Source organism: Oceanicaulis sp. (genome assembly GCF_965249665.1).
Classification (GTDB): Bacteria; Pseudomonadota; Alphaproteobacteria; order Caulobacterales; family Maricaulaceae; genus Oceanicaulis.
Genome location: NZ_OZ252247.1, coordinates 1,085,974 through 1,108,513, shown reverse-complemented (window position 1 = coordinate 1,108,513; position 22,540 = coordinate 1,085,974). Strand labels below are relative to the sequence as shown.

Below are 22,540 nucleotides of genomic sequence, written 5' to 3'. Positions count from 1 at the left end.
ACATGACCGGCGTTTTGCTCCGCTTGCGCCGGTTTCGGTCTGGATATCGCGCCCTGTCGGGCTGGCGGCTGTTCGCTGTCTTGTTCGGCTTGGGCGCTTTTGGCGTGCTGGGTCATGCGCCCTTTTTCTTCTGGCCCGCCTATGCGGTGGCGCTCAGCGCTCTGGTTCTGACGCTGGATGACGCCAAGCGCCGCCCGAAACCCTTGCGCAGTGGTTTTGCGCGCGCCTGGTGGTTCGCCAGCGGACAATTTCTGGCCGGCACCGGTTGGGTGGCGAACGCGTTTTTGGTGAGCGCTGGCGACCATGCCTGGCTGATCTGGGCGCCGCTGATCGTTTTGCCCGCGGGGCTGGCGCTGTTCTGGGGCTTGGCGGGCGCGGTGTATGTACGGCGCGCGCCGTCGCATGCCGGCCGTATCGCAGTCTTTATCTTGCTCATCATGGCGGTGGAGTATCTGCGCAGCACCGTGCTGTCCGGGTTTCCGTGGAATTTGCCGGGTCATGTCTTTCAGGCGGGCGGCGCAATCAGTCAGAGTGCGGCGCTGGTCGGCGCCTATGGCCTGTCAGTCCTGGCGCTATGCCTGTTCGCGGCCCCCGCGGCGCTGAGTGGACCCGGCTCGCGTCTGTCGCGATCCGTTCCGATGATGTGCGGACTTGTTCTGATCGCAGCCAGTTGGGGGTTTGGCCAGGTCAGGCTGGGTCAGGCCCAGACACTGGTCGAAACCGATTATCAGCTCCAACTGGTGTCTCTGAGCCTGCCTCAGGAGGAGAAACGCTATGCGGCGCGCCATGAGATTCTCCAGCAATATCTGGCGCTGTCGTCGGATCTGACGGATGTGGATGCGATTATCTGGCCTGAAGGCGCGATCCCAGCGATGCTGCTTGAATCACCGGACCTTTTGGCTGAAATCGCAGACGCCTTGCCGCCCGGCATGCGCTTGATCACAGGCACGGCTCGTGTGGATCGGGGGCTCAATGGCCGCCCCAACGCTTATTATAATTCGCTCATCTCATTGAGATTAGAGAGTGATCGCCCTGTCCTTGAGGCCCAATACGATAAATCGCGGCTGGTGCCGTTTGGCGAGAGCAATCCGGTGCTCTCACTAACCGATTGGCTGGGCTTTGACAGTTTGTCCGAGCTTGCGCCCTATTACAGTCCTGGACATGGAGCGCGAACCCTGCAGCTGGATGGCTTGCCCGATATGGCGCCGTTGATCTGCTATGAGGCTGTGTACTCCAGGTATTCACCAAGACAGTTAAATAGACCCGAATGGTTGTTGAATATTTCAAATGACTCTTGGTACGGGAATTCTGCTGGCCCTCAACAGTTGCTTAACCAAACACAATATCGCGCGATAGAAGAAGGATTGCCTCTGGTTAGAGTGGCCGCTGCAGGTATTTCAGGCCAGATTGGTCCTTATGGTCGGCTCATTGAATCCATTCCGTCAAGATCAACTGAAGTATTGTTGATTACATTGCTTGAAGGATTAGACGATACGCCGTATGGGATGTATGGAAATGCACTCTGGGTGATTGCTTTGCTAATTTTAGCTGCACTCATGCATTGTCTAACGGTTGTGTCATTTACGTATTCAGGTAGAAGGCCGCGACCGGCTGAGGGGCGTTGAGCGTATCGCATTCATCCAAACTGTGGTTGTATGCTGACGCAGATAAGGAATTTGAGATGACTGCCAATCCGAGAGGTCCGAACGCGGTTGACCGCCATGTGGGATCGCGCATCCGGCTGCGGCGTCAGCTTCTGAATTTGAGCCAGGAAAAGCTGGGCGAAGAGCTTGGCGTGACCTTTCAGCAGGTTCAGAAATACGAGCGCGGGACGAACCGGGTTGGCGCAGGGCGCCTTTGGAATCTTGCCCGTGTACTCGATGTGCCGGTCTCGTTTTTCTATGACGGTGTGAATGAGGGCGCGGGCCAGCCGGGTTTCTCAGAAGGCGACCAGACCCCGATCGTGGATGATTTCATTCAATCGGCTGATGGTGTGGCGCTGGCGCAAGCGTTTGCCCGCATCAAGGACTCTAAGGTGCGCCGCCGAATTCTTGAGCTGGTGCGGACTTTGGCGGCTGAGGAAGCGGAAGCGACCGCAACTGAAGCTGCGTCCTGACTTAAGCGTGACCGGAGGGCTCTTGCTTTCCGTGCGCCAATAGGCTTTAAGCCAGCCATATAAAGATCGCTTTATATGGAGCACGCTGTTGGCCCGTTCGTCCTATCTGTTTACCAGCGAAAGCGTGTCCGAGGGTCACCCGGACAAAGTATGCGACCGCATTTCCGACGCCATTCTGGACTTGTTTCTGTCCAAGGATCCGGTAGCGCGTGTGGCGTGTGAAACGCTGACGACCACGAACCGTATCGTTCTGGCGGGCGAGGTGCGTAGCGCCGGCGCGATCCAGGATGACGAGATCGAAGCCGCTGCGCGCCGCGCCGTGCGCGATATCGGGTATGAACAAGACGGTTTTCATTGGGAGACCGCTGACGTTCAGAACTATTTGCACGAACAGTCTGTCGACATCGCCCAGGGCGTGGATGAAGGCTCGGGGTCGTTCGCCGATGAAGGCGCGGGCGACCAGGGCATCATGTTCGGGTTCGCCTGTGACGAGACGCCGGAGCTGATGCCGGCGCCGATTACCTATTCCCACCAGATCCTCAAGGAGATGGCGCGGCTGCGGAAGTCTGGCGAGCGTCCCGAGTTCGAGCCGGACGCCAAATCCCAGGTTACCTTGCGCTATGAGAACGGCCGTCCGGTGGGCGTGACTTCTGTCGTGGTCTCCACCCAGCACAAGGATGGCGTGAGCCTTGATGATGTGCGCGAGCTGGTGCGCCCCGTCGTCAAATCCGTGCTGCCCGAGGGCTGGTTCCCGCCCGAGGACGAGTTCTACGTGAATCCGACCGGCAAGTTCGTCATTGGCGGCCCCGATGGCGACGCCGGCCTGACCGGCCGCAAGATCATCGTCGACACCTATGGCGGTGCGGCGCCCCATGGCGGCGGCGCGTTTTCGGGCAAGGATCCGACCAAGGTGGACCGCTCGGCGGCCTATGTGGCGCGATACCTCGCCAAGAATGTCGTGGCGGCGGGCCTGGCGCGCAAATGCACCATCCAGCTCAGCTACGCCATCGGCGTTTCCAAGCCGCTTTCGGTCTATGTGGACACCCACGGCACCGGCGATGTGGATGAAGCCAAGCTGGAAAATCGCCTGCGCGAGCTGGTCGATCTCAGCCCGCGCGGCATTCGCACCCATCTCGGTCTGAACCGTCCGATTTATGAGCGCACTTCAGCCTATGGCCATTTTGGCCGCATACCGACCGAGGATGGCGGCTTCTCCTGGGAGAAGACCGATCTCGTCGACGCGCTGAAATCGCTGGCGTAAGCGCCTCGAACCGAATGGCAGGGAGCCGGGTTGTTTCAGCCCGGCTCTTTGTTTTTTGGCGCAGGGCCGTTAAAGGGCCGTCATGACCCAGACTCCTCCCGACGCCCAATCACAAGACCGTCCCCAGAACCGTCGTCTGTATGGCCGCGCGAGCGGACACAAGCTGACCGAACGTCAACAGACGCTGGTCGACACGCGCTTGCCGACTTTGCAATGGCCGGACGAGGGTGATCTGGATCCCAAGGCGCTGCTCCCGGGCTTTGAGGCTTATGTTCTGGAAGTGGGTTTTGGCGGCGCCGAGCATCTGATCGGTCAGGCGCAGCGGGCGCCGCAGACCGGTTTTTTCGGGATCGAGCCTTTTCTGAACGGCGTTGCGAAAGCGCTGGTGGGCATCGACGATCACCATCTTGAGAATGTGCGGGTCAAGCGCTCGGACGCTCGCGACGAGATGAACCGTATGCCCGATGGCGCGTTCGAGAAGATTTTCCTTCTCTTCCCCGACCCCTGGCCCAAGACACGCCACGCCAAGCGCCGCTTCGTCCAGCCCGACACGGCCGCGGAGTTCGCACGTCTGTTGCAGCCGGGCGGGCGTCTGCGTGTGGCGACGGATGTGCGCGCCTATGCCGATCACGCCTTGCCGATCCTGATGAATACGGACGGGCTGACCTGGACGGGGGAGCAGGCGTCAGACTGGCGCGAGAATCCGGCTGATCACATCGTCACACGCTATCAATCCAAGCATCTGGGCGACATCGAGCCGGTGTTCTTTGATTTTGTGAAGGGCTAACCCCGGCAGGCGCCGGAATAGGCGTCGGCATAGGGCGCGTCCCAGCAGCGGAGCAGGCGGTCCACGACCGCTAAATTTTCCGGCTGCTCGACAAAGCCTTCCGGCATGCGAATGCGTGGATTGTCTGCGAGGAACTGACGGCGTGCGGCCATCTCCTCTTCGCTGGGACGCAGGGTCGCCAATTCGGCCCGCGCCGCCTCAGCCGCGGGGCGGTCACGGCGCATGAAGGCGAGGGTGGCGTCGACATAGAGGTTCCACTCGGGCGAAACGCTGCGTGCGGCGTCGAAATAGGCGATCGCCAGCTCGGCCTCCCCGGCCATGGCGAGCATTTGTCCCGCGTGCCAGCCAATCACGCCGGGCCGCTCCGGGTTGAAATGCGGTGAATGATCCATGTAGGCGATCAGCAGATCCGCGGCGGCCCGTTCGCAGCCCGATGTGTTGCCGACAGGTCGCCAGCCGCCTGAAAAGTCCTGATCAAAGCTTTGAGGGTTCAGCGCCATCAGGGCGTCAAAGCGCGCGGCGTCCACCTCACAGAACTCAAGTCGAGCCTGCGCCTCAGGGTCAAGCAGGGGGTAGGCGGATAAGGCGGGTTCAGACTGAATGAGCAGGGCTGTGGAGGCGAGAATGAGAGCGATCATGCCCGGACCTTTCATGATTGAATATGACGACCCGAGTGTAATCAGGGCGTCGGGTCAGGGCCATCTTTGATAGAGCGGCTGACCGTCCCCATTGCCTTCCGGCCCTGGGAAGCGTATAAGACGCGCAAATGTTCGATATGTCGGATGACATGTTCGAGCGGCTCGGGGTTCCGGGCCGCTTTTTTCGTACCCGCATCCGTCCAGAAAGCAGACGCGCGACGCCTATGAAAGCCCACAGCCCGCAAGACAAGCGCATCCTTGAGATCGCCGAGCCCCTGGCCGAAACCCTGGGGCTTGAGATCGTGCGCGTGCGGGTGATGGGCGGCAAGAAGACCACGGTCCAGATCATGGCCGAGCGTCATGATGGAACCATGGTCGTGGAAGACTGCGCGCGCCTCTCGCGCGCCCTGTCGGAGATTTTTGATGAGGCCGATCCGGTCTCGGGCGAGTATGATCTGGAAGTGTCCTCGCCCGGAATTGACCGTCCCCTGACGGCGCTGCCCCATTTTCAGCGCTGGGACGGGTTTGAAGCCAAGATCGAGCTGGACCGGCTGGTGGAAGGGCGCAAGCGCTTTCGTGGTATGCTGGCCGGGATCGAGGATGAGAATGTGCTGATGGATCTGGCGGGCGAGGACGACACGGCTGTCATCCCGTTTGACTGGATCGCGGACGCCAAGCTGGTGATGACCGACGCTCTGGTGGAGGCGAGCCTGAAGGCCCGCGGTCCCATTGAGGGCGAAGACGGTCAGGCCGACGAGTAGAACGAGAAGGAACGCGGATATGGCCATCGGGGTCAGCGCCAACAAGCTGGAAATCCTGCAAATCGCCCGCGCGGTGGCGCAGGAGAAGATGATCGAAGAGTCGATCGTGCTGGAAGCCATTGAAGAGGCGATCCAGAAGGCGGCCCGCTCGCGCTATGGCGCGGAGCTCGACATCCATTGCAACATCAACCCCAAGACCGGTGAGATGCGTCTGACCAGCCGCACCAGTGTGGTCGAAGAGGTTGAGAACGAAGCGCACCAGATCACGCTGGATGAGGCCAAGAAGCGCGACCCCGAAGCCGAAATCGGCTCCTTTTACGAAGAAGAACTGCCCCCGATTGAATTTGGCCGCGTTGCCTCGCAGACTGCCAAGCAGGTGATCACGCAGAAAGTGCGTGAAGCTGAGCGCCAGCGCCAGTTCAACGAGTACAAGGATCGTATCGGCGAGATCGTCAACGGCATCGTCAAGCGTGTCGAATACGGCAATGTGATCATCGATCTGGGCAAGGCGGAAGCCATTATCCGCCGCTCTGACGGCATTCCGCGCGAAAGCCTGCAGGTCAATGACCGCGTGCGCGCCTATATCTATGACGTGCGTGAAGAGACCCGCGGCCCGCAAATCTTCCTGTCGCGCGCGCATCCGGACTTCATGGCCGCCCTGTTCGCTCAGGAAGTGCCGGAAGTCTACGAAGGCGTCATCGAGATTCCGCGCGTCGCGCGCGATCCGGGCAGCCGTGCGAAGATCGCCGTCATCTCCAATGACAGCTCCATTGATCCTGTCGGCGCTTGCGTGGGCATGCGCGGCAGCCGCGTCCAGGCTGTGGTGAACGAGCTCGCGGGCGAAAAGATCGACATCATTCCGTGGAATCCCGATCCTGCGACCTTCATCGTCAACGCGCTGCAGCCCGCGGAAGTCGCCAAAGTGGTGCTGGATGATGAAGCCGAGCGTATTGAAGTGGTCGTACCCGATGATCAGCTCTCGCTCGCCATCGGTCGTCGCGGCCAGAATGTGCGTCTGGCCAGCCAGCTGACCGGCTGGGCCATCGACATTCTGACCGAGGAAGAAGAATCCGAGCGCCGTCAGAAAGAATTCACGGCACGCACCGGCACCTTTATGGACGCGCTGGATGTGGACGAGGTCATCGCTCAGCTGCTGGCCACGGAAGGCTTTGCCGAAGTGGAAGACATCGCCTTTGTCGATCTCGATGAAATCGCGGTGATCGAAGGCTTTGACGATGACACCGCCCAGGAAATCCAGACCCGGGCGCGCGAATATCTCGACAAGCGTGACAGTGAGCGTGATGCGCGCCGCAAAGAGATGGGCGTGGAAGACGCCGTCATGGAGGTCGAAGGCGTCGATCTGCCGATGGCGGTCAAGTTCGGCGAAAACGAGATCTGCACCATTGAGGATCTCGCCGGTCTGACCCCGGACGATCTGCGCGGCTGGTATGAGACCCGCGATGGCGAGCGCGTGCGCGAGCCGGGGATCCTGGAAGGCACTGACATGTCGGCGGAAGACGCCGAAATGCTGATCATGCGAGCACGCGTGATTGCAGGCTGGATTTCCGAAGAGGATCTGCCGCAGGTCGAGCCTGAAGCTGAAGAGGTTGAGGCCGAAGCCCTTGACGGAGAGGCTTCCGATGTCGATCTGGAAGACATCGACCTCTCCGATCTGGAAGCGGAAGCGGAAAAGCTGGGTGTGGATCTGGCTGACCTCCTGGACGCTGACACGACGGAGGAAGACGAGAAGTCGTGAGCCGCGGGGCGCGACATGGCCGATCCAAACCGGTGCGCGAACGCCGATGCGTCGCCACCGGTGAGGTGAAGGGGGAGGAAGCGCTCCTCCGCGTGGCGCTGAGCCCCGAAGGGCGTGTAACCCCTGATGTGGCTGCGCGCCTGCCTGGCCGAGGCGGCTGGGTGACAGCGGACAGGGTTCTGGTCGACAAGGCTGTAAAGAAGCGCCTGTTCAATCGGGCTTTCGAGCAGTCGGTTGAGGCCCCTGACGATCTGGCCGATCAGTTCGAAGCGCTGCTGACAGCGCGCGTTCTGAACCTTTTGGGGCTGGCGAGACGCGCTGGCCGACTGGAGCTGGGAAGTGATGCGGTGCGTTTGGCGCTGCAGACCGAACCCGGCCCGGCATGGAGACTGGAAGCCAGCGACGCCGCTCCTGACGGGCGTAAGAAGCTGGACCATCTGGCGAAGGCGATCGAAAGCGACGCGCCGGTGCTGGGATGTTATGACGCCGAAACGCTCAGCAGGGCGCTCGGCGTGGGAAATGCGGTTCACGGGGCTTTGGCTCAAGGACCGGAAGCGGCGGGGGTTTCCGCCCTTGCGTTGAAGCTTGCAGGGTTCATTAACCTCGATCCTGCGGCCCAAGACGCACAGAAGAGTTGAATCGCCTTGGAAGCTGGCTAGTTTAGCGGGCCTTCAGGCCGGGTCTTCCCGGAGGCGAACTGAACAGATGACGGACCCTGGCGCACGCGGCGGCCGGGTTCCGCCCGAAGATGTCTAAAGCCGCGGCAAGGACGCTTATGAGCGACGCTGACGAACGCAACAATTCGGGCCGCAAGCCTCTCTCCCTCGGTGGACGTTCCTCTGGAACCGTGCAGCAAAGTTTTGCGCGCGGACGCCAGAAGTCTGTCGTTGTGGAGAAGAAGCGCAAGCGCCCCGGGCCTGCCGGCAAGGACGCCGCGACGGGCAAATCCAGCGCGCCGCTGACCCAGAAGGACAAGGCGCGTGCGGCGCTGGCCGCCAAGGCCAAGCAGCTGGGTCTGTCCGAGGAAGAACTGATCAAGCGCCAGCAGGCCATTCTGCGCGCCCGTTCCGAGCAAGAAGAGCGCGCCGCCAAGCAGAAAGCCGAAGCTGAGGCCCGACAGGCGCGCGAAGACGAAGAACGCCGCGCGCTGGAGGATATGCGTCAGCGCGAGAAGGAAGAGCGTCAGCGCCGTGAAGACGACGAGCGCCGCGCTTTGGCTGAGGCTGAAGCTGCGCGTCTCGCCGCCGAACAGGCCAAGATCGCCAAACCCGCCAAGAAATCTGCGCCAGCGGATATTGAACAGCCTGAGGAGCCGTCCGCCAAGACGCCGTCTCGCAAGGCTGACAAGTCCAAGGACAAGGCTGAGCGCGGCGCCACCGAGGATAATCGCAATATCCTTGAGTCCATGGGCGGCCGTGTGAAGTCCAAGAAAACCGCGCCAGGCGGCGACAAGGCGCAGCCCTCGCGCGCCAAGGAGCCCAAGCGCCGTCAGGGCAAGCTGACCATCCAGAACCTCGTTGAGGATGATGAGGGTCGTCAGCGCTCTCTGGCGTCCATGCGCCGGGCGCGTGAGCGTGAAAAACAGCGTCGCAGTCAGGGCGGCCAGGCACGGGACAAAGTGGCCCGTGAAGTGGTTATCCCTGAAGCGATCACCGTGCAGGACCTCGCCCAGCGTATGGCTGAGCGTGCGGCCGACGTGGTGAAGTACCTGATGACTCAAGGTCAGATGGTGCGCGCCAACGACATGCTGGACGCCGACATCGCCGAGCTGATCGTCGAGGAATTCGGCCATACCGTGAAGCGCGTCGCGGAAGCGGACGTGGAAACGGGCTTCATCTCTGATGAGGATCCCGAAGAGAGCAAGAAGCCGCGGCCGCCTGTGGTGACCGTGATGGGTCACGTGGACCACGGCAAAACCTCGCTTCTGGACGCCTTGCGCTCCACAGATGTGGCGGCGGGAGAAGCCGGCGGGATCACGCAGCATATTGGCGCCTATCAGGTGGTTGTGAAGTCGGGCGACAAGATCACCTTCCTGGACACGCCAGGCCACGCGGCCTTCTCATCCATGCGATCGCGCGGCGCTCAGGCGACCGACATCGTGATTCTGGTTGTGGCCGCCGATGACGGCGTCATGCCCCAGACCATCGAGGCGATCAGCCACGCCAAAGCGGCGAACGTGCCGATGATCGTGGCGGTCAACAAGGTCGACAAGCCGGACGCCGATCCGCAGAAAGTGCTTCAGGAACTGCTTCAGTACGAAGTGTTCGTGGAAGATATGGGCGGCGATGTTCAGGCGGTGCCGGTGTCGGCGTTGAAGAAAACCGGCCTTGATGAGTTGGTGGACGCCATCAACCTGCAAGCTGAGATCCTTGAGCTCAAAGCCAATCCGGATCGCTCTGCGGAAGGCGTTGTGATCGAATCCCAGATCGACAAGGGCCGCGGCCCGGTCGCCACCTGCCTGGTCAAGCGCGGTGCGCTGAAGCGCGGCGACATCGTCGTGGCCGGCGCCCAATGGGGCAAGGTCCGCGCACTGGTCAACGAACGCGGCCAGCAAATGAAGGAGGCGGGTCCGTCCCTGCCGGCTGAAATTCTCGGCCTCGACGGTGCGCCCGAACCCGGTGAAGTCTTCGCAGTGGTCGACAGCGAAGCGCGGGCGCGCGAGCTGGTGGAATACCGCGAACGCGTCAAGCGCGACAAGGCGGCGGCGGCTCGGACGGGCGGCGGCGCATCGCTTGAGCAGATGATGGCCAAGCTCAAGTCCAACGAGGTTCAGGAACTGCCGTTGCTGATCAAGGCGGACGTGCAAGGCTCAGCTGAAGCGATCATTGGCGCCCTGGAAAAAGTCGGCAACGAGGAAGTCCAGGCCAAGATTGTCCATTCAGGCGCAGGCGGCGTGTCGGAAAGCGATGTTCTGCTGGCTCAGGCCTCGGGCTCGCCGATCTTCGCCTTCAATGTCCGCGCAAACAAGCAAGCGCGCGACCTGGCCGAAAAAGAAGGCGTGGAGATCCGCTATTATTCGGTGATCTACGATCTGATCGACGACGTGAAAGGCACGCTCGAAGGCATGCTGGCGCCGGAAAAACGCGAAACCTTCATCGGTTACGCGCAGGTGCTGGAAGTCTTCAACATCACCAAGACCGGCCGTGTGGCGGGTTGCCGCGTGACCGAAGGCGTGGTGAAGCGTGGCTGCGGCGTGCGTCTGTTGCGCGACGATACGGTGATCCACCAAGGTCATCTGTCGACCTTGCGTCGCTTCAAGGATGAAGTCCCGGAAGTGCGCGCCGGCACGGAGTGCGGCATGGCGTTCGAGAACTATCAGGACATTCAGGTCAATGATGTGATCGAATGTTTCGAGGTCGAGGAAATCCAGCGCTCGCTGTAAATCTTCGTTTCAAACACAACAAAGGGCGGCTCTCTGAGCCGCCCTTTTTCGTTTTCATTGCACGCGTTTCAGAACGATCGGCTGAGCCGCAGAACCAGATCCTGTTCCGGCGCGCTGTCAGACAGGCCGAACAGCACCCCGGCGGACCAGTCCACATCATACGCCAGAGGACCGCTCAGAACGGGCCCAAGCTGATGGCTTTGATCGTCAAAACCGCCGAAGTCGGCGTCCAGACCGCCAAACTCGTTGAAACTTTCCAACGTGATCCGGTACCCGTTTTCAAAGCGGCGTGAGAGGCTGGCGCGGGTTTCAAGGATCCAGTCATCCTTGGCGTTCGGGCCGACATCACGATCAAACAGCACCAGTGCGCGAAGACGCCATTGGTCGTTCAGCGTCCATTGATTGGTCCAGTTCAGACCGATCTCGTGGGGGGTATTGTCGCCTTCGCTGATCCGCGCATCAAAGCGGATAGCACTGGCATAGCCCGAGGGCGTTGTTTCTAGGATTTGCCACAATAGCTCACCCTGCACATAGTCCAGTTCAAGATCGCCATTCGCTGGATCCTCCCAGGCCGCAATCAACCGCCAGCGCAGGGCGTCGGTCATACTCGTCTGTATGTGGAGCCGATGTGCGAGGCTGGGGGTGTCCCCGGCGTCCTCCCATTCCACACCCAGACGGTATTCTGCTTCCCGCTCTCCTTGAGAGACGCCGGGACCAAATACGCTTCCCGTGGTTTGGGCCTGTGTTTCAGGGGCGGCAGCCAATCCGAGGCCGAGTGCGACGTATACAGCGGGCTTGAACATGGGGCTCCTTGACTGTGAGGAAAAAAAGCCAGGCGCAGCGTCAGCCGCGCCTGGCGTCATAAGGTCAGCGTTTACTCAGCGCTGAAGGGGAGGGAGGAGTGGTGCAGGACGATTTTCAGCTCGCCGTCTTCATCCTGAACATAACCAAAGCTGTATTCGACTTTCACTTCTTCGCCTTCGGTGGTGGTGAAGAAGTAATTGCCCATGGCCATGGCGCTGTCTGAATCAATGATCGTGCCTTCGTTTTCCCAGCGCACATTGGTGTAGGGCGCAATGGCGAAGCCGCCGTCTTCCTCGATCGAGCCGCCCACAAAGTAGGACAGGGCGCCATCAAAATCGCCGCGGAACTGCTCTTCAGACGCCAGGGTTGGCTTGAAGAGAATGGTGTGATCGCCATAGGCGTAGAATTGCTCGATATGGGCCGTCGCGGCGGCGCGATAATCCTCGCCATTGGTATAGGCTTGGCCGATGGTGACGATGCCTTCGCCCCAGGCTTGCTGGGCGGCTTGGACATCGGCTTCCGTTATTGCGTCCATGGCGGTGGCGGCTGCGCCCAGGCCCAGGGAGGCGATCAGCGCTGTCGTCATTACTGCAGTTTTCATATGAACTTACCTCTTGATTGTGAGCGGTCGGCCCTTCGCCGATGCGCCTTTCAGATAGGGAGGGTTCACAGGGGTTTCTAATGGAAAGATCGACTTGAATTGATAGCTTAAAGGCATTAATCGAACGGCCATGAGACCGTCCTTGCGCCAGATTGAGTATTTTGTGGCCGTCGCCGAGACCCAGTCGTTCGGCGCCGCGGCGCAATCGCTTGCGGTCACCCAGCCGAGCCTCTCCAAACAGATCCAGGCGCTGGAGGCTGATCTGGGCGTGGTCCTGTTTGAACGCACCTCCCGGCGTGTGTCGCTGACCCCGCAAGGCCGCGCCCTGCTGCCGGACGCGCAGCGGGTGCTGCGTCAGGCCCGGCGCTTTCGCAACAAGGCGCGGTCGCTCGGTTTCGACACCGATATTCGACTGGTGGCCGGCGTCTTGCCGTCGATCGGCGCGTATTTCATGCCCCGCATGATCGAGCGACTGCGTCAGGAAATGCCGGGGCTGAAGCTCAGCTTTGTGGAGGGGTCGTCCTCGGAGCTGGCCCGCCAACTGGTGCAGGGCGAGCTCGATTTCGTTCTGGCGTCCGAAACGGATCGAACGGATCTGGCGCGCAGAGACTTGTTCACCGAGACGCTATGGCTGTGCAGCACGCCTGAAGACCCGGTCATGCAGTCGGACGCGCCGGCGACATTATCCGATCTGAAGGGGCGCACGCTGCTGACGCTGTCGCCGGAGTTTCATCTCAACGCCATCGTCGCCCGGCTCGCCGCACAGGCGGGCGCCACATTGAGCACGGAGTATCGCGGCGCCAGTCTGGATGCGATCCGGCAGATCGCGGCCAATGGACCCGAAGTGGGTGTCCTGCCCAGTCTTTACGCGCTGGGCGAGGCCATTCGCGACCCCCATTTCAAAGTCCGGCGGCTGTTGGGGTATGATGCGGAGCACCCTGTTGTCTTCTATACGCGCACATCATCGCCGTTACAGGCGCTGAACGCGCGTCTGGCGGATATCATCATTCTGGAAAAACAGGCCATCCGGGCTGAACGGGCGCCGCAATTCCAGGTTTGACCTAGCTCTGATCCAGCAGACGGTTCGGGTGCATCCCGTTGACATGGCCCATGAAGGGCGGATGAATCTGGTAACCCAGTAGCGATGGCAGCGGCGCGTCGAGCGTGCGAACGATCTCTGGAGGCGTGGACAAGCTCATATTTTCCTGGGTGCGCAGCCAGGGCGCGCAATATTGAGCGGTGAGCGCCAACCGGCCGTCAGTGGTGGTGTTCTCGCCGCCCGCATGCCAGAGCCCGCCATGAAAGACCAGCGCATCTCCGGGCTCCATCACGGCCGGACGCCAGTCATCACTGTTTGAGGGTTCACGATCAGCCGGCCAGAGATGAGAGCCAGGCCAGGCGCGGGTGGCGCCGTTTTCAGTGGTGAACGGGTCAAAGGCCCAAATCACTGACAGGCCATGGCGCGCATCGGGACGCATATCGGGGTAGAAGCCATCATCAGCGTGCGCGATCTGAGGGGCTTCACCGGGCCCGATATTGATTGCCAGACAAGCAGAGAGCAGCGGCTCGGCATGCAGGCGGGCCTTCAGCATGCCCAGGATTTGTGGGTGCGCGACCAGCGGATCCAGCGCGCGGGTCTTCGCCAGCAAGGCATAAGCGCGCTGGGTGTTGAAGCCTTCAAAATTATTGCGGCCCGTCGGTCCCAGAAGATCGCGCAAGGCGCGCTCGGCGGTCTGTCGCACGATCGGTGACAGCAAGCCTTTGAGAATGACATAGCCGTCGCGATCATACGCCCTCAGGGTGTCCTCAGACGGCGCCTGGGACTCGACCTCGGTGCGTTTGTGCGTTCCTGCCAGATCCTGTCTGTGCAGGTCTGAAGCCGTTTTCACGATTGTGGCGGACGTGGTCATCAGATCATGCTCCCGGTTCTCAAGCCCAGACTTTGGGCGATCAATGTCCATATGGCTTTTGCCAGCGCGTCTGGGTCTATGACCGCACCACTGAGAAAAGCGGTGCTGACGCTCTGGCGCATGCCACCCAAAACAAACCCGGCGGCCAGACGCGGATCAGTCTGCCGCGGCAGGTCGCCGTCTGCCTGTCCCTGGGCGATGTTGAGAGCGCCGCGCTCGATCAGGTCCGCCATGCAGGCGGCTTCGGCGTTGACCACCGCGCTGGATCGTCCGAGCGGTCCATAGAGCGTGGCCGTAAAGGGTTCCTCGAGCAGGAAACGCGTGATGGCGCTGACCCGCTGGATTTCCCGATCCGACCAGGTTTCGCCGCGAAAACGGGTGTTGGCGATCTGGCCGTAGCGGGCATAAAACTCTTCCACCACAGCGGCGACCAGACCGTCCTTGGAGCCGAAATGGTGATAGGCCAAACCCGTCGACAGACCTGCCCGGGCTGCGATTTCGCTGATTTCGGCCTGCCCCTGTCCCTCAATCAGCGCGCCCCGGGCCGCATCCAGCAGCTTTTCCCGGCTCTTCCGGCCGCGCGGGCTTTTGGCGTGGTCAGGGGCGGCGTCGTGGCCAGTTTTGACAAGGCGGGGCTTGGGCATGATCAGTCCTCCTGATTCAATATTGAATTGAATTCAAATCAATATCAACCCTCCTCTTCAGCGGGCCTCCTCATACGCTGGGTCGGGCGCACCATTTTGGAAAAAGGGGAACCGATCTATGTCCTGTCGCGTCGTGTCCCATACGCCGACCCCATTTCAAGGACCGCTTGATGTCGCTGAACGCCCTCGTCCCGTTTGCCCTGACTGCAATCGCTGGCGCCATGGTCGCCGCCCAGCCCGCGTTCAATGGCCAGCTCGCAGGTCATTTGGGATCGCCTATTCGCGCAGCCCTGGTCAGTTTCACGGCCGGGGCCTTGATCATGCTGGCGACGGTGTCCGTCGTCGCCTTTCGCGCGGGCTGGCCGAGCCCGGAGCGGATCACCAACACGCCGCCTCATCTTTTCTTGATAGGCGGGGCGCTGGGCGCGATCTTTGTGACCACAGCCGCCTGGGCGACGCCCAAGATCGGTTCAGGCTCGTTCTTCGCCATTCTATTCGCCGCCCAGCTGATCGCCGCCATGGCGATGGACCATTTCGGTCTGTTCGGCCTTGAAGAGCGTTCGGTGACGCTGATGCGGGTTCTGGGTGCGGGCTTTCTGAGCGTGGGCGCCTGGCTGGTGGTCAATCACTAGACTGAGCTTGCCATCGCGGTTCAGGCGCCGTACACGAGCGCCCTTCGCAATCTCGATGCGCCCCGGTTGGACTCCGGCCGCGTCCAGGCGACCCAAGAGGAATTCATGAAAGCCCAATCCCAACGCCAGCTGCGCGCCGGCGAGCTCGTGCGTCGCGCGGTGTCGGACATTATCCGCGAAGGCCGCGTGCACGATCCGCATGTGAATACGGCTGCGGTTACGATCACCGAAGCGCGCACCAGCCCCGATTTGCGCCACGCCACGGTCTATGTGGACCTGCTGGGCGGCGGCGACCGCAAGGCGGTGGCGGAAGCGCTCAACCATGCCTCGGGGTTTATCCAGCGAGAGCTGGGCAAGCAGATCGAGCTTAAATTCACGCCCAAGCTGCGCTTCGCCGTCGATGACCGCATCGAGGATGTGGCCCAGGTGGACGCGGTTCTGGATCGCCCCTCCGTCAAGCGCGATCTCGATGACGAGCCGGATCATGGAGACCAGGACTAATGGCGCGTCGCAAGAAGGGCGAGAAAATCCATGGCTGGCTCATCCTCGACAAACCGCTGGAGATGACCTCCACCCAGGCGGTGTCGCGCTGTCGCTGGCTCTTGAAGGCGCAGAAAGCCGGCCATGCGGGGACGCTGGATCCGTTGGCGTCAGGCGTTCTGCCGATCGCGTTTGGCGAAGCCACAAAGACCGTGCCTTTCGCCCAGGAAAGCTCGAAGACCTATAAATTCACCCTGCGCTGGGGCAGTTCCACCACCACGCTGGACGCCGAAGGCGAGATCACCGGCGAAAGCGATGTGCGTCCCAAACGTGACGCCATTGAAGCCGCGTTGGGCCAGTTCATTGGCGAGATCGAACAGATCCCTCCCAAATTTTCCGCCATCAAGGTGGATGGTGAGCGCGCCTATGATCTGGCGCGAGCGGGCGAAGCGGTCGAGCTGGCCCCCCGTCCTGTGCGCATTGACGATCTGACGCTTCTGGATGCGCCGAGCCCGGATCTGGCGGTGCTCGAGATGAAGTGCGGCAAGGGCGCCTATGTGCGTGCGATTGCCCGTGATCTGGCGGCGGCTCTGGGCGCTGAAGGACATGTGGCGGCGCTGCGCCGTACCAAAGTCGGCCCGTTCAGCGCCGCACAGGCCGTTTCGCTGGACGCGTTTGAGGATTTGGTCCATAAGGGCCACGCGCTGGAGGCCCTGCTTCCGGTCGAGACCGCGCTGGACGACATCCCGGCGACGGCCGTGACCGAGGACGAGGCGTTTCAGTTGAGGCAAGGACGGTCGATTGTCTTGCCTCCCCGGCGAGCTTCAGAGCTGCGCAATCTTCGCCAACCCCGCGATATCGCGGGGAAGGATTATTCGAAGGCTGTCGTAGCCATGGGGTCGGACCGGGCCGTTGCGATCGGCGAAGCACGCGCGGGTCAATTTTCGCCTGTTCGTGTCTTTCAATGGGATTAGGAGCCCGATAGACGATGTCGATTACGGCAGAACGTAAAGCCGAACTCATCAAAGAGCATGCCCGTGGCGAAAACGACACCGGGTCTGCTGAAGTGCAAGTCGCTGTGTTGACCGAGCGTATCGCCAACCTCACCGAGCACTTCAAAACGCATAAAAAAGACAACCACTCCCGCCGTGGCCTGCTGAAGCTGGTCTCCCAGCGTCGGCGCCTTCTCGATTATCTGAAGAAAATCGACGAAGCCCGCTACAAGGCGATTGTGGCTGCTCTGGGTCTGCGCCGCTAGGCGCTCCCGATGAAACGCCGGCCGCCACGGGGCGCGCCGGCGTTTTCATATCCGGCGACCGCAATCCGGCGGCGCCGTACATGACCGTACGAACGAGAGATAAATGTTCGATATCCAAACCGAGACGATTGAATGGGCCGGCCGTACGCTGACCCTCGAAACCGGCCGCATGGCGCGCCAGGCAAACGGCGCGGTGCTCGTCACCTATGGCGAGACCACTGTTCTAGCGACGGCGGTCGCACAAAAAGAGGTCAAGCCGGGAATGGACTTCTTCCCGCTGACCGTGAATTACCAAGAGAAATACTTCGCCGCCGGCAAGATCCCGGGCGGCTATTTCAAGCGTGAAGGCCGTCCGACCGATAAAGAGACGCTGACCTCGCGCCTCATCGACCGTCCGATCCGTCCGCTCTTCCCCAAGGGTTTCAAGAACGACACCCAGGTGATGCTCACCGTGCTCAGCCACGATCTGGAAAATGATCCTGATGTGGTCGGCATGGTCGGCGCCTCCGCGGCCCTGTGCCTGTCCGGTCTGCCCTTCCTCGGGCCGATCGGCGCGGCGCGCGTGGGCTACAAGGATGGCGGCTACGTCATCAACCCCACCGTTGATGAGCTGGAGGAGAGCGAGCTGGATCTCGTTGTCGCCGGTACGTCTGACGCCGTGATGATGGTGGAATCCGAAGCCAAGGAGCTGTCGGAAGACGTCATGCTCGGCGCCGTCATGGCCGGCCATGAGGCGTTCCAGCCGGTGATCGACATGATCATTCGCCTGGCCGAGAAAGCTGCGAAAGATCCGTGGGATTTCGAGCCGGTCGACAATTCCGAGCTTGAAGCCAAGGTGCGCGGTCTGGTCGGCGACGAGATCGCTCAGGCCTACACGATCACCAACAAGACCGAGCGCCAGGCCGCAGTCTCCGCCGCCAAGGAGAAAGCTGTCGCAGAGCTTGCCGCCACTGAAGACAATCCTGACGGCGTCGAAATGGCTGTCCTCAAGGATGTCCTCAAAAGCGTGGAAGCCAGCGTTGTGCGCGGCGGCATCATCAAGACCGGCAAGCGCATTGACGGTCGTTCGCTCGATCAGGTCCGCCCGATCGTGTCCGAAGCCACCGTTCTGCCGCGCACCCACGGTTCGGCTCTGTTCACCCGCGGTGAAACCCAGGCGCTGTGCGTAGTGACGCTCGGGACCGGCGAAGATGAGCAATTCATCGACGCCCTGACCGGCACCTACAAAGAGCGCTTCTTGCTGCACTACAACTTCCCGCCCTATTCGGTCGGTGAAACAAGCTTCCGTCTGGCCCCGGGCCGTCGTGAAATCGGTCACGGCAAACTCGCCTGGCGGGCGCTGGCGGCGGTAATGCCGAACGCGGAAGCCTTCCCCTACACCGTGCGTCTGGTGTCTGAGATCACCGAATCCAACGGTTCGTCCTCCATGGCGACCGTGTGCGGCGGCTCTCTGGCGCTGATGGATGCAGGCGTTCCGATCACCCGTCCGGTGTCCGGCATCGCCATGGGCCTGATCAAGGATCCTGAAGGCGTGGCCGTTCTGTCCGATATCCTGGGTGATGAAGATCACCTCGGGGATATGGACTTCAAGGTGGCCGGCACCTCCGAAGGCGTCACCAGCCTTCAGATGGACATCAAGATCGCCGGCATCACCAAAGACATCATGCAGACCGCGCTGGATCAGGCCAAAGGCGGCCGCATCCACATTCTGGATGAGATGAACAAGGCGCTGACCGGCGCCCGTGAGGCTCTGAACGAGCACGCGCCGAAGATCGAAACCATCCAGATCCCGGTCGACAAGATCCGGGACGTGATCGGGTCGGGCGGCAAAGTCATCCGCCAGATCGTCGAGGAAACCGGCGCGAAAGTGGACGTCAATGACGACGGCCTGATCAAGGTCTCCGCCGTGTCCGCTGAGTCCATCAAGGCGGCTCTGGACTGGATCAACGGTCTGACCGCCGAGCCGGAAGTGGGCAAGATCTACAAAGGCAAAGTGGTCAAGGTCGTCGATTTCGGCGCCTTCGTGAACTTCTTCGGCCCGCGTGACGGCCTCGTGCACGTCTCGCAGTTGAAAAATGAGCGCGTGGGTCACCCCAAGGACGTCGTGGCTGAAGGCCAGGAAGTCTGGGTGAAGCTTCTGGGCTTTGACGATCGCGGCAAGGTGCGCCTGTCGATGAAGATCATCGACCAGGAGACCGGCGAAGAGATCAGCGAAGAGGGCGGCGAGGACTAATCCTCACCCCTTTGATCGCGAGGTCATGGAAAACCCCGCTGGCGCAAGCTGGCGGGGTTTTTGTTTGTGGGTTAGCGCCACCCCCACCGACGGGGGAGGCAGTGCCTGTCGTCCGGCGCCTGCACGCGCATCAGCAGATCTCGTGCAATGGGATCATAGACCGGGCAGCCCCGGGAATCGGTGTCGAACATCTCGAGTTCGGGACCGAAATCATGGGTGTTGAGCAGGAAGATCGCCAGCTCCTGCCGCTCCAGCTGACGGATCGAAGCGTCCAGATCGTCGGGCTCGCGCCCTATGGCGCGGTAAAAGCGATAGAGCAGTTCTCGCTCATAAAACTCCAGCCCTCGGCCCTCATCCAGCGCCAGAGAGCACAGCATGGCGTCCGGGTCGCCTTGATCAATCGCAGCCAGCATCTGATCCGCGTCGCCGTCATACGTCTCAAGGCACGCGCGCCAATCAGGCAGGGTAATCGGTTCGGGCGCGGCGGGCTGAGCTTGTGAGCACGCGCAGGCGATCAACATCAGGCTGACAAAACTGATCGCGCGCAACTTATCCGCCCCCAGAGAACCGCCCCTAAACGCCAATTCCCATATTGGAGGGTAAAGATGGCGGGATGCAACTTGAGACTGTTGGAGCGGTTTGCTTCCTAGGCGCGCCAAGGGCTGTGTCGGCGCCTGAACGACAGACGTAATCCTATAACCTTACCAATCCGTCATCCCCCGGCCAGCATTCCTCCGCTATGATCCGCCCCGACTGCGAAAACGCAAATCCGGGGAGGGCTTTATGTCCACACTTATTCGTGCGGCGCTGGGCGGCGCACTGAGCCTAGGCGTCACCATCGGCGCGGCGTCGGCCCAAGACGGCTATCGTCTGCCGCCGCAAGACATTGTCGACATCGTGGATGCGCCGAACGCGCCTTACACCACGTTGTCGCCCAACAAGCGCCATCTGCTGCTGCTGCATCGTGAAGGCTTGCCGCCGATTTCTGAAATGGCGCGCCCGATGGAGCGTCTGGCGGGCTTGCGCCTCGACGCCGAGACCAATGGCCGCCACGGCCCGCGCACGGTGATCGGTCTATCGGTGATTGATCTGGAGACGGGCGAGGAAACCGCGATCTCGACGCCTGATGATGTGGGCCTGTCAGGCTTCACCTGGTCGCCAGACGGCTCCAAAGCTGCGTTCCTGGTCACCGATGAGGACTCCATCGGCGTCTGGGTCGCAGATATGGAGCGCGCTCAGGCGCGTGAGATTATCGGCGAGGGCGTCAACGCGGTGTTCTCCGCGCTCGACTGGATGAGCGACAGCGAAACCTTGCTCGTCACCCTCAATAGCGATGAGCGCGGCCCACGCCCTGAGCGCGCGCGCGTGCCCACAGGCCCGGTCATTCAGGAAGCGGCGGGTTATGAAGCGCCGGTACGCACCTATCAGGACTTGCTCTCTGACGCGGACGATGCGGCTCTGTTCGCCTGGCTGGCCGAAAGCCAGATCGTGTCTGTGGACGTCACCGCGCGCCGTCTGCGCGTGCGCGAGATTGGCGAGCCGGGGCTCTATTACGCAGTCGATCCGGCGCCGGGCGGCGAGTATCTGCTGGTGGAGTCGCTTGAGCAGCCCTTCTCCTATGACGTGCCCTGGTCGCGCTTTGCGGAAACCAGCGAAGTCTGGACCTTGGACGGCGATGTGGTCGCGGAAATTGCAAGTCATGACATCGCTGACGGCGTGCCGATCGGCGGCGTGATCGAAGGGCGCCGCTCCATCGCCTGGCAGGATTCTGCGGCGGCGCGCCTTGTGTGGGCGGAAGCGCTGGATGGCGGCGATCCGCGGGTGGAAACCGATGAGCGCGACAGCGCCTGGGCGCTTGAGGCGCCGTTTGACGGCGAGCCGGTTGAGATCGCCCGGTTTGAAGACCGCTATTACGGGACCCAGTTCACCTCTGAAGGCCAGATCGGCATCGCCACCGAATATGATCGCGACACCCGCGTGGTGCGCGCCTGGCTGGTGGATTTTGCGGCCCCCGGCGCGGAACCGCGCTTGCTGAATGAGCGCTCGATCCAGAATGTTTACGCGGATCCGGGCTCGCCTCTGAGCGTGCGCAACGCCTATGGCCGTTCGGTTGCGGCTGTTGTGGACGGCGCGATGTATTTCACCGGTAATGGCGCGAGCCCCGACGGGGATCGCCCCTTCCTCAGCCGGGTGGATTTTGACACGCTGGACACCGAGATCCTGTGGCGCAATTCCGGCGAAAGTTATGAGCGCGTCATTGATGTTCTGACCGACGATGCGTCAGTGTTCCTGACCTCTTATGAGGATCCGACCACGCCGCCGAACGTGCAACGTCATGACGGGGAGACGGTCACCCGCATCACGAATTTTGAAAACCCGCACCCCCAGCTCAATGACATCCGCAAAGAGCTGATCACCTATGAGCGCGAAGACGGCGTGCCGCTGTCGGCGACGCTTTATCTGCCCGCCGATTATGAAGAGGGCGACACCCTGCCCTTGCTGATCTGGGCGTATCCGCTGGAATACAATTCCGCCTCGGACGCCGGGCAGGTGCGCGGTTCGCAATACCGCTTCTCTCGCGTTGCGGGGACCAGCCCGCGCTTCCTGGTGACCCAGGGCTATGCGCTGATGGAAAACGCGACCATGCCCATCGTGGGCGATGATCCGCTGACGGTGAATGACACATTCGTCGATCAGCTGGTGCTTTCGGCTGAAGCGGCGATCGCAGACAGTGTGGCGCGGGGTTATGGCGATGGTGAGCGTGTGGCGGTCGCCGGTCACTCCTATGGCGCGTTCATGACGGCGCACCTGCTGGCGGGCTCGGATTTGTTCCGCGCCGGCATCGCCCGCTCGGGCGCCTATAACCGGACGCTGACCCCGTTCGGCTTTCAGTCCGAGCGCCGCACCTATTGGGAGGCGCCTGAATCCTATTTCCGGCTGTCGCCCTTCATGCACGCCAATGACATTGACGAGCCCATGCTGATGATCCACGGGCAGATGGACAATAATTCGGGCACCTATCCGATTCAGTCCGAACGCATGTTCGCCGCCGTCAAGGGCAATGCCGGCACGGCGCGCCTTGTGATGCTGCCCTATGAAAGCCATGGCTATCGCGCCCGCGAAAGCGTTCTGCATGTGCTGGCGGAATCCATTGAGTGGCTGGACACCTATGTGAAACCGGCCGAGCCTGTCGTGCCGCATACGCCGGATCAGGGCGAGCGCGAAGTGGAGTAAAGCGTCCAGCCGCACCTATCAAAAACCCCGCCGGATCGCTCCG

At 61.7% G+C, this 22,540-nt stretch carries 21 protein-coding genes; 15 read left to right on the top strand and 6 right to left on the bottom strand.

What is annotated here, in order from left to right:
- Positions 1-2: 2 nt before the first annotated feature.
- From lnt to trmB, 4 genes are all read left to right on the top strand, one after another.
- Positions 3-1,625: an apolipoprotein N-acyltransferase gene (gene lnt, locus ACP154_RS05175; protein ID WP_421861232.1), complete on the top strand. Its 1,623-nt coding sequence runs from the start codon at positions 3-5 to the stop codon at positions 1,623-1,625.
- Positions 1,626-1,681: 56 nt separating this feature from the next.
- Positions 1,682-2,116, top strand: coding sequence for a helix-turn-helix domain-containing protein (locus tag ACP154_RS05170; protein ID WP_107713617.1), 435 nt, complete (start codon positions 1,682-1,684; stop codon positions 2,114-2,116).
- An 88-nt stretch (positions 2,117-2,204) separates the two neighbouring features.
- Positions 2,205-3,377, top strand: coding sequence for a methionine adenosyltransferase (gene metK, locus ACP154_RS05165; RefSeq protein ID WP_421861235.1), 1,173 nt, complete (start codon positions 2,205-2,207; stop codon positions 3,375-3,377).
- 82 nt (positions 3,378-3,459) lie between these two features.
- A complete protein-coding gene (gene trmB, locus ACP154_RS05160; protein ID WP_421861237.1) occupies positions 3,460-4,164 on the top strand; it encodes a tRNA (guanosine(46)-N7)-methyltransferase TrmB in 705 nt (234 codons plus the stop codon).
- Here the strand turns inward: trmB and ACP154_RS05155 are convergent.
- Positions 4,161-4,802 carry a hypothetical protein gene (locus ACP154_RS05155; protein WP_421861239.1) on the bottom strand — a complete coding sequence of 214 codons (642 nt, stop codon included), beginning with the start codon at positions 4,800-4,802 and terminating at the stop codon, positions 4,161-4,163. The two genes, trmB and ACP154_RS05155, sit on opposite strands and share 4 nt — an antisense overlap.
- Before the next feature lie 224 nt (positions 4,803-5,026).
- Between ACP154_RS05155 and rimP the strand changes: the two genes are divergently transcribed.
- The 4 genes from rimP to infB all read left to right on the top strand — a co-directional run bounded on the left by rimP (position 5,027) and on the right by infB (position 10,701).
- A complete protein-coding gene (rimP, locus tag ACP154_RS05150; RefSeq protein WP_107713616.1) occupies positions 5,027-5,563 on the top strand; it encodes a ribosome maturation factor RimP in 537 nt (178 codons plus the stop codon).
- A gap of 19 nt (positions 5,564-5,582) precedes the next feature.
- Complete coding sequence (gene nusA, locus ACP154_RS05145) at positions 5,583-7,319, top strand: transcription termination factor NusA (protein ID WP_421861242.1); 1,737 nt, start codon at positions 5,583-5,585, stop codon at positions 7,317-7,319.
- On the top strand, positions 7,316-7,957 hold the full coding sequence (locus tag ACP154_RS05140) for an RNA-binding protein (RefSeq protein ID WP_421861244.1): 642 nt from the start codon (positions 7,316-7,318) through the stop codon (positions 7,955-7,957). Before nusA ends, ACP154_RS05140 begins: the two co-directional genes overlap by 4 nt.
- Positions 7,958-8,094: 137 nt before the next feature.
- Entirely contained in the window at positions 8,095-10,701 is a 2,607-nt protein-coding gene (infB, locus tag ACP154_RS05135; protein ID WP_421861246.1) for a translation initiation factor IF-2, read from the top strand.
- Positions 10,702-10,769: 68 nt separating this feature from the next.
- On the opposite strand, the gene ACP154_RS05130 is transcribed toward infB, so the two are convergent.
- Together ACP154_RS05130 and ACP154_RS05125 are read right to left on the bottom strand one after the other, a co-directional pair.
- Complete coding sequence (locus ACP154_RS05130; RefSeq protein WP_421861249.1) at positions 10,770-11,306, bottom strand: hypothetical protein; 537 nt, start codon at positions 11,304-11,306, stop codon at positions 10,770-10,772.
- A 269-nt stretch (positions 11,307-11,575) separates the two neighbouring features.
- Positions 11,576-12,106 (bottom strand): phosphoribosyl-AMP cyclohydrolase, encoded by a 531-nt coding sequence (locus tag ACP154_RS05125; RefSeq protein ID WP_421861252.1) that lies wholly within the window; start codon positions 12,104-12,106, stop codon positions 11,576-11,578.
- A 142-nt stretch (positions 12,107-12,248) separates the two neighbouring features.
- On the opposite strand from ACP154_RS05125, the gene ACP154_RS05120 reads away from it, so the two are divergent.
- Entirely contained in the window at positions 12,249-13,166 is a 918-nt protein-coding gene (locus ACP154_RS05120; protein WP_421861255.1) for a LysR family transcriptional regulator, read from the top strand.
- 1 nt (position 13,167) lies between these two features.
- On the opposite strand, the gene ACP154_RS05115 is transcribed toward ACP154_RS05120, so the two are convergent.
- Both ACP154_RS05115 and ACP154_RS05110 read right to left on the bottom strand, forming a co-directional pair.
- Positions 13,168-14,016: a phytanoyl-CoA dioxygenase family protein gene (locus tag ACP154_RS05115; RefSeq protein ID WP_421861258.1), complete on the bottom strand. Its 849-nt coding sequence runs from the start codon at positions 14,014-14,016 to the stop codon at positions 13,168-13,170.
- A complete protein-coding gene (locus ACP154_RS05110; RefSeq protein ID WP_421861260.1) occupies positions 14,016-14,660 on the bottom strand; it encodes a TetR/AcrR family transcriptional regulator in 645 nt (214 codons plus the stop codon). Before ACP154_RS05110 ends, ACP154_RS05115 begins: the two co-directional genes overlap by 1 nt.
- Positions 14,661-14,830: 170 nt before the next feature.
- Between ACP154_RS05110 and ACP154_RS05105 the strand changes: the two genes are divergently transcribed.
- From ACP154_RS05105 to pnp, 5 genes are all read left to right on the top strand, one after another.
- A complete protein-coding gene (locus ACP154_RS05105) occupies positions 14,831-15,292 on the top strand; it encodes a DMT family transporter (protein WP_421861263.1) in 462 nt (153 codons plus the stop codon).
- Between the two features lie 66 nt (positions 15,293-15,358).
- A complete protein-coding gene (gene rbfA / locus ACP154_RS05100; protein WP_421861266.1) occupies positions 15,359-15,793 on the top strand; it encodes a 30S ribosome-binding factor RbfA in 435 nt (144 codons plus the stop codon).
- Positions 15,793-16,746, top strand: a complete 954-nt coding sequence (truB, locus tag ACP154_RS05095; RefSeq protein WP_421861269.1) for a tRNA pseudouridine(55) synthase TruB — start codon at positions 15,793-15,795, stop codon at positions 16,744-16,746. The genes rbfA and truB overlap by 1 nt, the downstream gene beginning before the upstream one ends.
- A 14-nt stretch (positions 16,747-16,760) precedes the next feature.
- Positions 16,761-17,030, top strand: a complete 270-nt coding sequence (gene rpsO / locus ACP154_RS05090; protein WP_022700791.1) for a 30S ribosomal protein S15 — start codon at positions 16,761-16,763, stop codon at positions 17,028-17,030.
- Between the two features lie 103 nt (positions 17,031-17,133).
- Positions 17,134-19,263: a polyribonucleotide nucleotidyltransferase gene (gene pnp / locus ACP154_RS05085; protein WP_421861272.1), complete on the top strand. Its 2,130-nt coding sequence runs from the start codon at positions 17,134-17,136 to the stop codon at positions 19,261-19,263.
- Between the two features lie 71 nt (positions 19,264-19,334).
- Here the strand turns inward: pnp and ACP154_RS05080 are convergent, their stop codons facing one another.
- Positions 19,335-19,811 carry a hypothetical protein gene (locus tag ACP154_RS05080; protein ID WP_421861275.1) on the bottom strand — a complete coding sequence of 159 codons (477 nt, stop codon included), beginning with the start codon at positions 19,809-19,811 and terminating at the stop codon, positions 19,335-19,337.
- 235 nt (positions 19,812-20,046) lie between these two features.
- Here ACP154_RS05080 and ACP154_RS05075 point away from each other — a divergent pair, with 235 nt between their 5' ends.
- Positions 20,047-22,497 carry a prolyl oligopeptidase family serine peptidase gene (locus ACP154_RS05075; RefSeq protein ID WP_421861277.1) on the top strand — a complete coding sequence of 817 codons (2,451 nt, stop codon included), beginning with the start codon at positions 20,047-20,049 and terminating at the stop codon, positions 22,495-22,497.
- Positions 22,498-22,540 lie beyond the last annotated feature (43 nt).